The sequence below is a fragment of the Rothia sp. HC945 genome, assembly GCF_051370785.1.
Classification (GTDB): domain Bacteria; phylum Actinomycetota; class Actinomycetes; order Actinomycetales; family Micrococcaceae; genus Rothia.
This window is the reverse complement of record NZ_JBFCSN010000001.1, coordinates 436765-450975: the sequence shown is the minus strand read 5'-3', so window position 1 is coordinate 450975 and position 14211 is coordinate 436765. Positions and strand designations below refer to the sequence as shown.

At 62.4% G+C, this 14211-nt stretch carries 13 protein-coding genes and 1 tRNA gene; all 14 read left to right on the top strand.

Annotation, left to right across the window (positions count from 1 at the left end; all coding sequences use genetic code 11):
- The first annotated feature begins 30 nt into the window (after window positions 1-30).
- The 14 genes from AB0Y14_RS01915 to AB0Y14_RS01850 all read left to right on the top strand — a co-directional run bounded on the left by AB0Y14_RS01915 (window position 31) and on the right by AB0Y14_RS01850 (window position 14180).
- The gene (locus AB0Y14_RS01915; RefSeq protein WP_436587591.1) at window positions 31-1377 is read left to right on the top strand and encodes a 3-oxoacyl-ACP reductase; all 1347 of its coding nucleotides are present in this window, start codon (window positions 31-33) and stop codon (window positions 1375-1377) included.
- Complete coding sequence (locus AB0Y14_RS01910; protein WP_436587590.1) at window positions 1377-2387, top strand: MaoC/PaaZ C-terminal domain-containing protein; 1011 nt, start codon at window positions 1377-1379, stop codon at window positions 2385-2387. The genes AB0Y14_RS01915 and AB0Y14_RS01910 overlap by 1 nt, the downstream gene beginning before the upstream one ends.
- Window positions 2388-2505: 118 nt before the next feature.
- A tRNA-Leu gene (locus AB0Y14_RS01905) sits at window positions 2506-2591 on the top strand.
- A gap of 213 nt (window positions 2592-2804) precedes the next feature.
- On the top strand, window positions 2805-3134 hold the full coding sequence (locus tag AB0Y14_RS01900; protein WP_436587589.1) for a hypothetical protein: 330 nt from the start codon (window positions 2805-2807) through the stop codon (window positions 3132-3134).
- A gap of 111 nt (window positions 3135-3245) precedes the next feature.
- A complete protein-coding gene (locus AB0Y14_RS01895) occupies window positions 3246-4076 on the top strand; it encodes an undecaprenyl-diphosphate phosphatase (RefSeq protein ID WP_436587588.1) in 831 nt (276 codons plus the stop codon).
- 42 nt (window positions 4077-4118) lie between these two features.
- The gene (mshC, locus tag AB0Y14_RS01890) at window positions 4119-5423 is read left to right on the top strand and encodes a cysteine--1-D-myo-inosityl 2-amino-2-deoxy-alpha-D-glucopyranoside ligase (protein ID WP_436587587.1); all 1305 of its coding nucleotides are present in this window, start codon (window positions 4119-4121) and stop codon (window positions 5421-5423) included.
- 6 nt (window positions 5424-5429) lie between these two features.
- Window positions 5430-6542: a site-2 protease family protein gene (locus tag AB0Y14_RS01885; RefSeq protein WP_436587586.1), complete on the top strand. Its 1113-nt coding sequence runs from the start codon at window positions 5430-5432 to the stop codon at window positions 6540-6542.
- 83 nt (window positions 6543-6625) lie between these two features.
- Complete coding sequence (locus tag AB0Y14_RS01880) at window positions 6626-7669, top strand: tRNA (adenine-N1)-methyltransferase (protein ID WP_436587585.1); 1044 nt, start codon at window positions 6626-6628, stop codon at window positions 7667-7669.
- A 26-nt stretch (window positions 7670-7695) separates the two neighbouring features.
- The gene (gene arc, locus AB0Y14_RS01875) at window positions 7696-9405 is read left to right on the top strand and encodes a proteasome ATPase (RefSeq protein ID WP_436587584.1); all 1710 of its coding nucleotides are present in this window, start codon (window positions 7696-7698) and stop codon (window positions 9403-9405) included.
- A 14-nt stretch (window positions 9406-9419) separates the two neighbouring features.
- Window positions 9420-10988, top strand: coding sequence for a depupylase/deamidase Dop (dop, locus tag AB0Y14_RS01870; RefSeq protein WP_436587583.1), 1569 nt, complete (start codon window positions 9420-9422; stop codon window positions 10986-10988).
- Window positions 10989-11006: 18 nt separating this feature from the next.
- On the top strand, window positions 11007-11207 hold the full coding sequence (locus tag AB0Y14_RS01865) for a ubiquitin-like protein Pup (protein ID WP_436587582.1): 201 nt from the start codon (window positions 11007-11009) through the stop codon (window positions 11205-11207).
- Window positions 11208-11212: 5 nt separating this feature from the next.
- A complete protein-coding gene (gene pafA / locus AB0Y14_RS01860; protein WP_436587581.1) occupies window positions 11213-12646 on the top strand; it encodes a Pup--protein ligase in 1434 nt (477 codons plus the stop codon).
- 103 nt (window positions 12647-12749) lie between these two features.
- Complete coding sequence (locus tag AB0Y14_RS01855) at window positions 12750-13745, top strand: FKBP-type peptidyl-prolyl cis-trans isomerase (RefSeq protein WP_436587580.1); 996 nt, start codon at window positions 12750-12752, stop codon at window positions 13743-13745.
- A gap of 33 nt (window positions 13746-13778) precedes the next feature.
- A complete protein-coding gene (locus tag AB0Y14_RS01850) occupies window positions 13779-14180 on the top strand; it encodes an FKBP-type peptidyl-prolyl cis-trans isomerase (RefSeq protein ID WP_436587579.1) in 402 nt (133 codons plus the stop codon).
- The last annotated feature ends 31 nt before the right edge of the window (window positions 14181-14211 follow it).

Genomic DNA, 14211 nt, shown 5'->3' with positions numbered 1-14211 from the left:
GCGACCCGAAAAGGGAGGATATAGCGACAAATGAAGGACTCATACGCACAGATCGTGAACTCGTCCGTCGGCAAGAAGGTCGCGGGTGCCCTCGGCCTGCCGCAGCCGGTTGAGCTTCGGCGCTACGAACCGGGCCAGGACCTCCTGAATGACCGGAAGGTCCTCGTGGTTGGCGGGCAGAATGCCGACGGACTCGCCGAAACGTTGCTCGATTGGAACCTCGAGGTCCGGAGGCATCCCGAGAGCCGGACACGCTACGGGGCGATCATCGCCGACTTCACCGATGCGGCGACACCCGCTGACCTCCAGAACGGAGCGCTGGCCGTCGGGGCCGCGTTGAGGAGCTTGGGGACCTGTGGGCGAGTGATCGTGCTCGGTCGCTCCACGGATCATGAGGACGACGAGTCGTCACCCGAGCTGGTGGCGACCCAGAAAGCGGTCGAGGGATTCATGAGGTCCCTCGCCCACGAGATGCGCAAGGGCTCGACGTGCAACCTGCTGAAGCTCGCTCCAGAGCTCGGTCCGGAGCACGAAAGTGTCCAGGGGCCTCTGAGGTTCCTGCTGTCCGCTCGCTCGGCCTACATCAGCGGCCAACCCTTGTCCGTTGACCCTGCGAAGCCACACACGGTGGAGGCCGACGCGCCGGTGAGCGGCAAGGTTGCCGTGGTGACGGGAGCCGCCCGCGGCATTGGTGAAGCCATCGTTCGGCGCCTGCACGATGACGGTGCGGAGCTGATTCTGGTTGATGTCCCGGCGGCGGGCGAGGCACTCTCGAAGGTTGCCAACAGCGTCAACGGGGTGGCCCTCCAGCTGGACATCACCCAGCACGATGCAGGATCGAAAATCGCCGAAGCGGCACGCAAGCACTTCGGGCACCTCGACATCGTGATTCACAACGCGGGCATCACCCGGGACAAGATGCTCGCAAATATGGACGAGAGCAAATGGGGGTCGGTCCTCGCGGTCAACCTGGCCTCGCAATTGGCGATGAACCGCCAGCTCCTGGACTCCGGAGCGTTCGGCCCGAATCCGAGAGTCGTATCCTTGGCGTCGACGAGCGGCATCGCCGGCAATCGCGGGCAGACGAATTATGGTGCGTCCAAGGCAGGAATCATCGGAATGGTCTCGGCCATGGCCGTGGATTTCGCGCAAGCAGGAGGAACCGTCAACGCGGTAGCCCCAGGTTTCATCGAGACCGACATGACCAAGGCGATGCCGACCGTGACCAGAGAGGTCGCCCGGAGGCTCAATTCGTTGCAGCAAGGCGGTAAGCCGGAAGACGTTGCTCAGGCCGTAGGTTTCCTGGCCTCGAATGCCGCGGCGGGAATCAACGGTCAGACGTTGCGCGTCTGCGGTCAATCCATGGTGGGAGCGTAATGAAGATTCCTCGCATACCTACGAAGCACAGCCGGGGCCGCAACGCCAAGGACGGAGTTGCGGCTGCCGTTCGGGACAAGGCCGGACCGGCGGGCATGTATATGAGCATCCTGGGCAAGGAGGCGGCCTCTCTCGTCGGAAGACGCCGAACGGACCGCAAGGGGCCCAGCGACGCCGCGGCCATTCCGAGCCCGGCGTCGTTGCCTCCCGTCGAGCGCCGCATTCGCATTGCCGCGACCGACGACGCCGCATTTCGGCGCGTCGTCGCAGCCAGGGAAGGGGAGTGCGCCCACGGTGGGTACCTGCACGCCGTGACGTTCCCGATTGCAATGGAGCTGATGTCCAAGAAATCATTTCCGCTGCGTCTTCTCGGACTGATTCATCTCGAGAATTCGGTGACCCAGCATCGGCCGGTCACATTGGACACCACGGTCAAGGTCAGGGTCCGGGTGAAGGAATTCGGGAGCCACCGTCGGGGGACCACGGTGCGAATCCTGGCCGAGATCTGGGACAGCAGCGGGGAGCTCGCTTACACGGACGAGTCCCTGTATTTGTCGAAGCAGCCGTCCGGAGATGCGGAGAAACGAGATGGCGCGCCCGCATCCGGAGCCTCTGCTCGAGAAAACAGACCCGATCCCAGAGTCGGACTGACTCTGATCGGCCAATGGCGGTTGCCCTCGACCACGGGCCGCGCCTATGCCAAGGTCTCAGGTGATGCGAATCCGATTCATTTGAGCAATACCTCGGCGAAGCTGTTCGGCATGAAGGGGGCCATCGCTCACGGCATGTATTGCGCGTCGCGGGCCCTGAGCCAGGTGACATCCGATCCCTCGGCCCCCTGCGAGTGGACGGTGGAATTCGGCGGGCCCGTGCAGTTGCCCTCGACGGTCAGGATCTGGCGCGACCTCTCTTCCTCGACTAACGACAAGCGCACGGTATTGCGCGGCGTCGGCCCCAAGAAGAGGAAGAATTTCGAGTTCTCGTGGCAGAGTGCAGGCACCTCTGGCTGACCGGCGGATCAACCATGTGACAACTGTCACGTGGTGCGACCTATTCAGGATTTGCGCAGGCCTGAGGCATCAAGTAAGTTATTACTCGTTGCCCGGAAGCAAGCTTCCGAGATCACCTGCGCGGGTGGCGGAATAGGCAGACGCGCTAGCTTGAGGTGCTAGTCCTCGTATTAGAGGGTGGGGGTTCAAGTCCCCCCTCGCGCACAGTGGAACCGGTTCGTCGTTCAACTCTCATGGTTGAGCGGCGGACCGGTTTTTCGTTGTTCGGCCCTGTTCCGACGTCGTGTGCGGGATCGACAGGCTTCCTCGTGTCAGATGTGGGTCCGGCACCAAGCTTTCGACCGGGCACGCTGTGAGCAATCCACGCCATCCGAAGGCGGTGTTTCCCCGAGGGGGAAAGTCGGATAGTTTAGAGGTATGACTACCGAACCGCGCGTCGCGCTCAACTCGCTCATCCAGGCCTTCGAAGAACATCTCACTGCCCTGGCCGCCAAGCGCGGCGAGCAGGACACGGCCGTCGAGAACGCCTACTTGGGCATTGCGGACGCGTTCGAGGTCTACGAGGACGCCATCTACGTCGCATACAACGAGGTCACACCTCTCGAAGTCTTCGTCGAAGACGAGGACGAAGAGGATGATGACGAGGATGACGACGAGTTCGATGAGGACTACGAGGATCTCGACGAGAACGAGGATGACGACCTCGACGAAGACCTGGACGATGTCGGAGCGGAAGACCTCAAATAGCGTTTTCGCACGTGGGAGCCGCCTGAACGGAATCGGCGAACTGCCTGTAACTTCACGCACAGCCGGCAACGACTGACGCGGTAGCCGCCGGCTTTTGGGTAAAGTCGAACCGTGGCATGGTTTCAAGCAATTATTCTCGGCCTGGTTCAAGGCCTGACAGAGTTCATCCCGATTTCGTCATCGGCGCACATCAGTATCGTGGGGCAGCTCCTCCCGAATGACCAGGATCCAGGATCGGCCTTCACCGCGGTGACCCAATTGGGCACCGAATTGGCGGTCCTGCTGTTCTTCTGGCGTGACATCGTGCGCATCATCTCGCGATGGTTCGGTTCCCTGTTCGGAAGGGTGGACAAGTCCGATCCTGACGCCAGGATGGGTTGGTTCATCATCATCGGTTCGATTCCCATTGGAATCCTGGGCCTGCTTCTGCAGGACTACATCGACACCGAATTCCGGAGCCTCTGGATCACGGCGACGATGCTCATCGTCTTCGGCGTGTTCCTTGCGATTGCTGATCGGATCGGTCGGGAACAACTGGAGATCAAGGATCTGACGGTCAAGCACGGCATCTTCTACGGTCTCGGGCAGGCACTGGCTCTGATTCCGGGCGTTTCCCGTTCTGGCGGAACCATCATGACCGGTCTGTTCATGGGCTACACCCGTGAAACCGCTACCCGGTATTCTTTCCTCCTCGCGATTCCAGCCGTCTTTTTGTCCGGCCTCTACAAGTTGGCCAAGTCGGTGACCGATGGTTTCGACGCTTACTACTCCGTGGGTCCGACTCTTCTCGCCACCGTTATCGCGTTCGTCATCGGCTACGTCATGATTGGGTGGTTGCTCAAGTTCATCTCGAACCACAGCTACAACATCTTCGTCTGGTACCGGATTGTGCTCGGCGCCGTCGTCTTCGCACTGTTGGGCACGGGAGTACTTTCCGCCTGATCCCGCCTGCACCGCTCCACACGTCTTCACTGAAAGGTACATATGCGCGCCTGGTCCGCCCCCGAAATTCCAGCGCTCCACGACAGAGCACCCGTACCGTCGATCTTCGACTCCCGCCTCAACGAAATCGTCGGACTTCCCCGGGACACCGACTCGGCGAGGCTCTATGTTTGCGGGATCACCCCTTACGACGCGACCCACATGGGTCACGCGGCCACATATGTAGCTTTCGACCTTCTGAACCGCGCTTGGCGCGATGCGGGGTACCAGGTCACCTTCGTCCAGAACGTGACCGACGTCGACGATCCGTTGATTGAGCGGGCAGAACAGACCGGTGTCGACTGGAAGGCTTTGGCCGAGGACCAGACGGATTTGTTCAGGGGGGACATGGAAGCGCTGTCCGTGATCCCGCCGGAGCACTACATCGGTGCGACCGAGTCCGTGGACTGGATCGTCCCATGGGTCGAACAAATGGTCGATGAAGGCTTGGCCTATCGGGCGGAAGGGTACGTGGACGGCGAGGGAACCGAGCATCCCGCTGGGGACGTCTATTTCAGCGTCCGCAAGGCAGCGGACACGCACAACGACCCCGCTCGCTGGTATCTGGGGTACGTCTCCAATTACTCGGAATCGGACATGGCCCCCTTGTTTGCTGAGCGCGGGGGAGACCCCGAGCGTCCTGGAAAGCACGACCCTTTCGACGCCCTCCTGTGGAGAGCTCACCGCAGGGGCGAGCCTGAATGGGACGGCGGCTCTCTCGGGCCCGGGAGGCCGGGCTGGCACATCGAGTGCACCGTGATCGCAGAGAAATACTTGGGTATGCCCTATACCGTGCAGGGCGGGGGCAACGATCTTCGTTTCCCGCATCACGAAATGGGGGCGGGGCACGCCTTCGCGATGACCGGTGAACTCATGGCCGAACACTATGCACACACGGGAATGGTCGGGCTCGACGGCGAGAAGATGAGCAAGTCCAAAGGCAACTTGGTTCTCGTTTCTTCCCTGCGTCAGCAGGGCGTCGACCCCGCGGCCATTCGGTTGGCGATCTTGTCCAACCATTACCGGGCCGACTGGTCGTGGAGTGACGCCTTGCTGGAGGAAGCCATCCAGAAGCTCGCCCGGTGGAGGGAAGCGCTTCGACAGGATTCGACGGAGCCCGAGCCGGACGCGTCACGGAGCGATCGTTTGATCTCCGATGTCCGTGACGCACTGGCGGACGACCTCGACGCGCCCTCAGCGGTCCGGGCCGTTGACGAGTGGGCCTCGATCGCCCTTTCCGGAGAATCGGCAGGCAACAGGGATGACGTCGCAGCCCTCATCACGGCCCGACTGGGTATTGCGGTGTGATGACCCATGACTTCGGCTGACGGCCTCTCCCTCGGGCGCATCGCGGGCATTCCGGTGCGGCTCTCGCGTTCATGGTTTCTTCTGACTCTTCTGATCGTGCTCGGCTACGGGAGTTTCCTCTCGTCCAGGTTCCCGTGGCTGGGGCCAGGTGCCTACGGAGCTGCGCTGGTTTTTGCCGTGTTGCTCGCAATCTCTGTCCTGATCCACGAGCTGAGCCATGGTCTCACCGCGAAAGCTTTCGGATGGTCGGTGGCCGGCATCAACCTGACCCTCATGGGAGGTCATACGACCTTCCCCTCGGGTCGCGCCAGCGCGGGTCGCTCGGCGCTGGTCTCGCTGGCGGGCCCCGTGTCGAACCTGGTTCTGGCCGCGATCGGGTGGGCGGTCATGGCCTGGGCCGAAGTCGGTGGATGGCCGGCCCTGGTGTTGTACCTGCTGACGACGTCGAACGGTTTCGTCGGTATTTTCAATCTGTTGCCCGGCATTCCGCTGGACGGCGGCTACGTCGTGGAAGCCTTCGTTTGGAAAGTCACGGGGTCACAAGACACGGGAACGCGCGCGGCCGCCGTTTTGGGGTTCGTCGCCTCAGCGGGCCTCCTGGTCTGGCTCGTGGCGTCAGGGGCGTGGCACAGCCTGGGAATGATCGTCCTGACGGTCATGGTCGCCTTCATCATCATGTCCGGCTCTCTCCAGGCGTACCGGAACATTGCCATGCGCAGGGCCGTCGGGACCCTCTCTGTCGCGGGATTGGCCAGGCCCACAGTTCCCGTCGACCGGATGCAGCCCCTGAGCGACTTTCCGCCCCTCACGGATCCCCGAGCTGTTTTCGTCGTCACCGGAGCGGACGGCAAGGGACTCGGCGTCGTGGATGCCCAGGCCATGATGGCCGCGGATGCGGCGGGTGACGTGTCCGCGACCGCGGAGGCGCTCATGGTCTCCGTCGCGTGGGACAGCCCTGTTCCGGGCAACCTGAAAGGGCAGGCGCTCGTTTCCCAGATCGCCCGGCTTCCCGGCCGCATTTGGCCCGTGGCCTCCTGGCAGGGGCGCGGTTCCGTCCTGTTCGAAGCCGACGTCATCGACGCCGTCAAAAGGGGCCAGTCCGGCCGGGACCGCCCGTAGCAGATTGCGGGCGAGGTCGGCGTCGATTCCTCGTGAGACAATAGGCGACGATCCTCAAGCCCTACACCAGGAGATCCACTTCCATGGCCTCAGACACCTCGGCATCCCACGACGAAGCGGCGACCGGCGCCCATAATCGGCGCGGTCCTTTCCGGCCGGGAGACCGTGTCCAGCTGACGGATGAGCGCCGTCGAATGAATACGATCACGCTGGAAGAGGGTGGAGAATTCCACACCCACCGCGGTGTCCTGGTGCACGATGACCTCATCGGTCAACCCGAAGGCACCGTGATTACCAATTCGGTCGGCGTCCAGTACCAGGCGCTGAGGCCTCTGCTGAAAGACTTCGTTCTCTCGATGCCTCGAGGCGCCGCCGTGGTGTACCCGAAGGATGCGGGCCAGATCATCACCATGGCCGACATTTTTCCTGGGGCCCGCGTCATCGAAGCCGGGGTCGGATCCGGGGCGCTCAGCATTTCGTTGCTCCGCGCCATCGGCGACACCGGGCACCTGCGTTCCTTCGAACGTCGCGAAGAATTCGCGGATATCGCCCAGGGAAACGTGGAGACCATGTTCGGAGGGCCCCACCCTGCCTGGAGCCTCACTCTGGGCGACCTCGCCGAGCAACTGGGGGAATACGAGGCACCCGGCACGGTCGACCGTGCGGTCCTGGATATGTTGGCCCCATGGGAATGCGTCTCGGCGGTGGCCACGGCGCTCGTTCCCGGCGGCGTGGTCATCTGCTACGTCGCCACCGTGACGCAGTTGTCCCGGGTGGCAGAGGCATTGCGGGCGGACGGACGGTTCACCGAACCGGAGTCCTTCGAGACCATGGTCCGTGGGTGGCACGTCGAAGGTCTCGCGGTTCGTCCTGATCACCGGATGGTTGCGCACACCGGCTTCCTCATCTCCGCAAGGAGACTCGCCGATGGTTCGGAGCGGCTTGCTCCGAAACGACGTGCCTCCAAGACGGAATTCACCGACGAAGACATGAACGCGTGGACTCCCATGGCATTGGGTGAGAGAAATGTTTCCGATCGAAAATTGCGGCGGGCTGCGCGGGACGCTCGCAAGCTTGCCGATCGCGCCGCGGACCAAGGCCACGATGCGGACCCGAGTGGAGACTAGCCTGCCCTCAGTGCCATGCTTGATGCATGGCCGAGTCTGACCCCACAGTGAACCAACGAGATGTCGAGATGACCCAGCGACAGGTGAACACGTTGCGCGATCAGCGCACCGAGCTGAACCGCCGCCTCAAGGACACCACGGAACGCAACGAGAAGCTCGTTCACGCGCTGGAAAACGCCAGGGGAGACATCCAACGCCTCAAGCAGGTCATCGCCCAGGATCTCGAGGCGCCCATGAACCAGGCCAAGGTGGTGGGCGTCAACCGCAGAAACCTCTCCGCGGCGTCGATCTCGGAAGATGCTCCTCCGCTGATTGCCACGCAGGAGAGCCTCGACGTCGTGATGGGCGGACGTCGCGTTCGGGTGCCGGTGAGCCCGGTTCTGGACATCGAGGACGTCCAGGTGGGCATGACCGTGCTGTTGACCGAAACCGTGGGTGCCTGCGCTTGTGTGGGTTTTCAGCAGACCGGCGACATCGCTACCGTCCGCGAACTCCTGGGACGCGAACGGCTTGTCCTGGGGACCGGGTCGAATACGCAGGTTGTCGTTCTTCGCTCCGGCCAGCTGGCACACGAGGAGATCAGAGTGGGTGACGCCGTCGCCTACGACCCCTCCAGCGGGGTGGCCCTGAGCATGGTTCCCAAGACGGACGCCGAGGAGCTCGTGCTGGAGGAAACTCCGGACGTCTCCTATGAGAATATCGGCGGTCTCTCGTCCCAGATCGAGCAGATACGTGACGCCGTCGAATTGCCGTTCCTTCATCCGGACCTCTACCGCGATTATGATCTCAAGCCGCCCAAGGGCATTCTGCTGTACGGGCCGCCAGGAAACGGGAAGACCCTGATCGCCAAAGCCGTGGCCAAGGCCCTCGCAGATCGCATGACCGGGCAGAAGCCTGACGGGACGCTCCGTGGATACTTCTTGAACATCAAGGGCCCTGAACTGCTGGACAAGTTCGTGGGCGAAACCGAGCGACAGATTCGCGCCATCTTCTCCCGAGCCAGGGACAAGGCCACGGCGGGTAATCCGGTGGTCATCTTCTTCGACGAGATGGAATCCCTGTTCCGCACGCGGGGTGCGGGGAAGTCCTCGGACGTGGAGACGACCATCGTTCCCCAGCTCCTGGCCGAGATCGACGGTGTCGAGTCACTGGACAACGTGATCGTGATCGGCGCGACGAACCGTGAGGACATGATCGACCCCGCCGTCTTGCGTCCCGGGCGCCTGGACGTCAAGGTTCGCGTGGACCGCCCGGACTACAAGGGCACGGCCGAAATTTTCGGGCTCTACGTTCATCCTGGACTTCCGCTGGAGGAACACGAGCTGTCCCGCCACGCGGGCGACAGGGACGCGACGGTTTCCCGCCTGATTCGCGAACTCGTGGCCGAGATCTTCTCGAAGGACGAGGACCGGCGCTACCTGGATGCCGTGCTTGCCGACGGGCGCCGTATCACCACCTACTGGTCGGATTTCCTGTCCGGGGCGTTGATCCGGAACATCGTGGATCGTGCCAAGAAACTCGCGATCAAGGACTACCTGGACCACGGGCGCCAGGGTCTGACCCTCGATCATCTGAGGACGAGTGCGCGCGACGAATTCGAGCAGCAGCGTGACTCCGCGTCCCGTGGAGACATCGAGGACTGGCTGAACTACATCGGATATTCGGTTCCGCTGACAGGCATCGAACCGCCGGAGAGCGGTACGCGCGCCCGTGAGGACGAGAGGGCGGCATCGTGATATTCGAGCGCATCATGGGCACCGAAACCGAATACGGGGTCGTGTGCCCGTCCAAGCCATCGGCTCATGAGACAGTTCTCTCGACTCTCGTGGTCGATAGCTATGAGCATGCCGCGACGGAAGCCGGGTGGGACTACGAATCGGAGAGCCCGCTGGAGGACGCCCGGGGCTACAGCATGGGTGCCGCAGAAGCCCATCCGAGCCAGCTCACCCACCAGGGACACGTGCTGACCAGCGAGGACGTCGCGCGGGAGCTCTATGAGGAGTCCCCGGACATGCTCAGCCCTGCGTTCTGGGACAGGGCGGTCATGAACCGTGTTCTCCCCAATGGTGCCCGGTTGTATGTCGACCATGCCCACCCGGAGTATTCGGCTCCGGAGACCACCGACCCTTGGGCAGCGACAGCCTGGGATCTCGCGGGAGACCGTATCGCGGCCGCCGCTGCGGCGTCGGTGACGGACCGGTACGGTTCGACCTGGCCGGAGCCGATCAACCTGTACAAGAACAACACGGACAACAAATCCGTCTCCTACGGTGCCCACGAGAACTATCTCGTCCCGCGCAGCCAGGATTTCCAGACCCTTGCCAAGGATCTCATCCCGTACCTGGCGACACGTCAGGTCATCGCTGGTGCTGGCCGTGCCGGTATCGGTGCGGATGGCGTGCGGCCCGGATTCCAAATCAGCCAGCGCGCGGATTTCTTCGAACGGGAGATCGGTCTCGAGACAACGATTCGCCGTCCCATCGTGAATACCCGCGATGAGCCGCACGCGGATTCCGACAAGTACCGCCGTCTGCACGTCATCACGGGGGATTCCAACCTCGCGCACACGTCTGTCCTTCTGAAGCTCGCAAGTGCGGCCGCGGTGCTCACACTCATCGAACACGGTTGCGCGCCTGACCTCCGGCTCGCACGGCCGGTTGAAGCAATGCGTATCGTGAGTCACGATCCCGATCTCCGGGCGACGCTCGAGCTGCAGGACGGACGTCGCATGACGGCGGTCCAGATGCAGCGTGCCTACGCGGAAGCCGCTCAGGACCTCGCCGATCGCGAAGGATGGGACTCGGAGTCGAGCCGAAAGACCTTCGGAATCTGGTTCGAGGTCCTCGAAGGATTAGAAAAGGACCCTCTGTCCCTCGCCGACCGTCTGGACTGGGTCGCGAAATATTCTCTGATTCGCCAGTACGAGGCGCGCGGCATCGGCGTCGACCATCCGAAGATCCAGGCGCTCGACCTCCAGTATTCGGATCTGCGTCCGGAGAAGAGCCTTTACACCAAGCTGGAATCCCTCGGACGGATCAGAACGCTGATCGACCCTGAGCGGATCGACGACGCCGTGTCGGCACCGCCGGAAAACACCCGCGCGTATCTGAGAGGAAGACTGATCGGCCGCTGGCCTCAGCAGGTCGTTTCGGCCGGCTGGGAGGTCCTGTCCGTCACAGATCCGAGCACGGACCGAACGCACCGGTGGCTCATGGACGAGCCGACGAACTGCACCAGCGAGCAGGTTCGGCAGGTGCTCGAATCGAGCAACACCGCGCACCAGGCGCTGAGCCGCATCGGTCTCCGAAGAATTCCCTGATGAGAAAGGACCATTGACATGGCACAATTTCGTGACTCCTCGCAAGATCGACAGCAGAACCAGGCAGCTGAGGAAGATCAGGAACTGATCAGCGCCCAGCAGCCGGTCGATCAGGGTCTCGTCGACGACACTGACGACATCCTCGACGAAATCGACAGCGTCCTGGAGGAGAACGCCGAGGACTACGTGCGCGGTTTCGTCCAGAAGGGCGGCCAGTAGGCCCCATGGATCAGCGAATCTTCGGTATCGAAACCGAATTCGGTATCCGGTACTCAATGGCCGGAATGGGGCAGCTCGGCCCAGAGGAGGCTGCGCGCAAGCTGTTTCGGCCGGTGGTCGAGTGGGGTCGGTCCTCCAACGTGTTCCTGGAAAACGGCTCGCGTCTCTATCTCGATGTCGGGTCCCACCCGGAATATGCGACCGCCGAGTGTGCGGACCTGACCGATCTCGTCCGCCAGGACAAGGCCGGAGAGAGGCTTTTCGAAAAGCTCGCCGACCAGGCCGAGGAAGCCCTCAACCGGCAGGGGATGGAGGGCAAGCTCTATCTGTTCAAGAACAACGCGGATTCGGCCGGCAACTCTTTCGGATCCCACGAGAACTATTTGCTGTCACGCAAAGCCGAATTCTCCAGACTCGTCCGGTTCCTGATCCCGTTCCTGGTGAGCCGACAGCTCGTCGTCGGTGCGGGCCGTGTCCATCCGTCGGGTCCTCCCCAGATCAACGGCTCGTCGGAAAACGGCGATCCCTCATACTCTTTCTCCCAGAGAGCGGATTATGTGTGGGAGGCGGCTTCTTCTGCTACCACGCGATCACGTCCGCTCATCAACACCCGGGACGAACCGCATGCCGATGCTGCGCAGTATCGGCGCCTTCACGTGATCGTGGGGGACTCGAACATGTCGGAGACCACCACCTTGGCCCGAGCCGGGATGACCGACCTCATCCTCAGAATGATTGAGGACCGACAGGGTCTGGACGATCTCGAGCTGGCGAACACCGGCCAGGCCCTCCGAACCCTGTCCCACGACCTGACCGGGCGGACCACTGTCGAGTTGAAGGATGGCCGGATGATGTCCGGCCTTGACCTGCAGAGGCTGTATCTCGACGCGGCGGTTTCCTATACGGATCGGCAAGGGGCGTCTCGCCCGGAGACCGAATACGTCCTGGACCTCTGGGGGCGCACCTTGGACGCGATCGAAACGCAGGACACCTCGGCGATTGACACCGAAATCGACTGGGCCATCAAGAAAAAGCTGCTGGACCGGACCGCAGGGAAGCTCGGCGCCGATTATTCCCATCCACGCATCGCACAAGTGGATCTCGCCTACCACGACATCAAGCAGAGCCGAGGAGTGTTCTACCTGTTGCAGGCCAAGGGGTTGGCTCGTCGCTGGGTCGATGAGGAGTCCGTGACCAGGTCGGAAACCGTTCCTCCGGAGACCAGGGCCGCTCTGCGCGGGCGGTTCATCGCAGCGGCCCGTGCCGCGGGCCTGGAGTACACGGTCGATTGGGTGCATTTCAAGATCAATCAGCAGATTGCGCTGTCCCACTCGTGCCAGGATCCCTTCGCCACGCAGGACGCCGAGGTGGGAAAATCGATCCGTGCAATGCAGGACGCGACGCGCCGGGATCAACGGGCCATGCCGCCGTTGATCTGACCGGCCTCTTCGGCTGTGGCTCAGGTGTAATACAGTCATTCAGGGCGGTGGCACGTCACTCAAGAGCTCTCACCGCTCACTCACGACGACGAGGAAATCAACAGTGCGCAAATCTCTCAAACTTTCTGCCGCCGCTATCGCTCTCACCCTCGCGCTGGCAGGGTGCGGAGGCAGCAACGATCTCGAATCCGTGGACTTAAAGGATCAGGGCAAAGACAAGGCTCCTTCGGTGTCCTTCGATACGCCCCTGTCCGTCAAGGACGAAGACAGCCGGGTCCTGGAGAAGGGCGACGGCGAGGACGTCAAGGAAGGCGACACGGTGCTTGTGGACGCCGCCGTCTTCAACGGTGCAGACCAGAAGAGCCAGGGCGATACCTATTCCGGCTCACCGATCACGATCACCGTCAATGACCAGCTCAAGGAGAAGCTTCCCAAGGTCTACGACATCCTGAAGGACACCAAGGTCGGAACCAGCTTCGCGTATGCCAAGAAGCCCGAGGACAACTCATCCGAGGGTTCTTCGGGTGGTTCCGACGAAAAGGATGCGAGCGCGGTGGAGGTTTACACCGTCTCCAAGAAGCTCAAGAAGTCCGCCGAAGGTTCCGAGGTCCCACCCCAGGACGGCCTCCCCAAGGTCACGATGAAGGACAGCGGCCCGGAGATCTCGATCCCCGAAGGTCAGGAAGAGCCGACAAGTGTCAACGCTCAGAATCTCATCGACGGCAGCGGAGACGAGGTCAAGGACGGCGAGAAAGTCTACGTCAAGTACTCGGGTGTGACCTGGTCCGACGGCAAGCAGTTCGATTCGAATTGGACCAAGGATCCCACGGGTTTCCCGCTGGACCAGGTCATCAAGGGGTGGGGCGAAGGCCTCAAGGGCAAGAAGGTCGGAGACCGAGTGCTCCTCGAAGTTCCCACCGACAAGGCCTACGGAAGCAAGGAAAAGCTCGGGTCCGAGTCCCAGCAGCCGGCCGGTCCGTTGGTCTTCGTGATCGACATCCTGGGAACCTCCAAGGCAGATCCGCCGGAGGATTCCCAGGGCGGCTCCGGTATGCAACAGGGCGATGCCCAACAAGGCGCGCAACAAGGCGCCCAGTAGTAGAAATTCAGACCCATTTCTGGAAGGAACCCCATGTCATTCGGACAGCGCAATCTCGACCGCACCAAACCCGAGATCGATTTTCCTGAAGGACCTGCACCCGAGTCGTTGCGCGTGATCGACCTGATCGAGGGATCGGGCCGTGCGGTGGAGCGCGGAGACCAGGTCACGTGCCATTACGTCGGGGTGACTTTCGACGGCGGCGAGGAATTCGACGCCTCGTGGAACCGGGGAGAGCCGCTGGGGTTCCGGGCCGGCGTCGGCCAGGTCATCCAGGGCTGGGACGAAGGCCTGATCGGAATGAAGGTCGGCGGGCGCCGTCGATTGGAAATTCCGTCCGAACTCGCCTACGGCAAACGCGGTGCAGGGAACGTGATTGGCCCGGATCAGGCCCTGGTATTCGTGGTCGATCTCGTCGAGGCTCGCTCATCGTGAACTCGAACTCAGCAGCCCCAGAAGGTTAGGC

Excerpts from the sequence above, each read along its gene's own strand:
- AB0Y14_RS01885 (WP_436587586.1), top strand. The coding sequence starts at position 5,430 with ATGACTTCGGCTGACGGCCTCTCCCTCGGGCGCATCGCGGGCATTCCG.
- pafA (WP_436587581.1), top strand. The coding sequence starts at position 11,213 with ATGGATCAGCGAATCTTCGGTATCGAAACCGAATTCGGTATCCGGTAC.
- mshC (WP_436587587.1), top strand. The coding sequence starts at position 4,119 with ATGCGCGCCTGGTCCGCCCCCGAAATTCCAGCGCTCCACGACAGAGCA.
- AB0Y14_RS01865 (WP_436587582.1), top strand. The coding sequence starts at position 11,007 with ATGGCACAATTTCGTGACTCCTCGCAAGATCGACAGCAGAACCAGGCA.
- AB0Y14_RS01900 (WP_436587589.1), top strand. The coding sequence starts at position 2,805 with ATGACTACCGAACCGCGCGTCGCGCTCAACTCGCTCATCCAGGCCTTC.
- arc (WP_436587584.1), top strand. The coding sequence starts at position 7,696 with ATGGCCGAGTCTGACCCCACAGTGAACCAACGAGATGTCGAGATGACC.
- AB0Y14_RS01915 (WP_436587591.1), top strand. The coding sequence starts at position 31 with ATGAAGGACTCATACGCACAGATCGTGAACTCGTCCGTCGGCAAGAAG.
- dop (WP_436587583.1), top strand. The coding sequence starts at position 9,420 with ATGGGCACCGAAACCGAATACGGGGTCGTGTGCCCGTCCAAGCCATCG.
- AB0Y14_RS01850 (WP_436587579.1), top strand. The coding sequence starts at position 13,779 with ATGTCATTCGGACAGCGCAATCTCGACCGCACCAAACCCGAGATCGAT.
- AB0Y14_RS01910 (WP_436587590.1), top strand. The coding sequence starts at position 1,377 with ATGAAGATTCCTCGCATACCTACGAAGCACAGCCGGGGCCGCAACGCC.
- AB0Y14_RS01880 (WP_436587585.1), top strand. The coding sequence starts at position 6,626 with ATGGCCTCAGACACCTCGGCATCCCACGACGAAGCGGCGACCGGCGCC.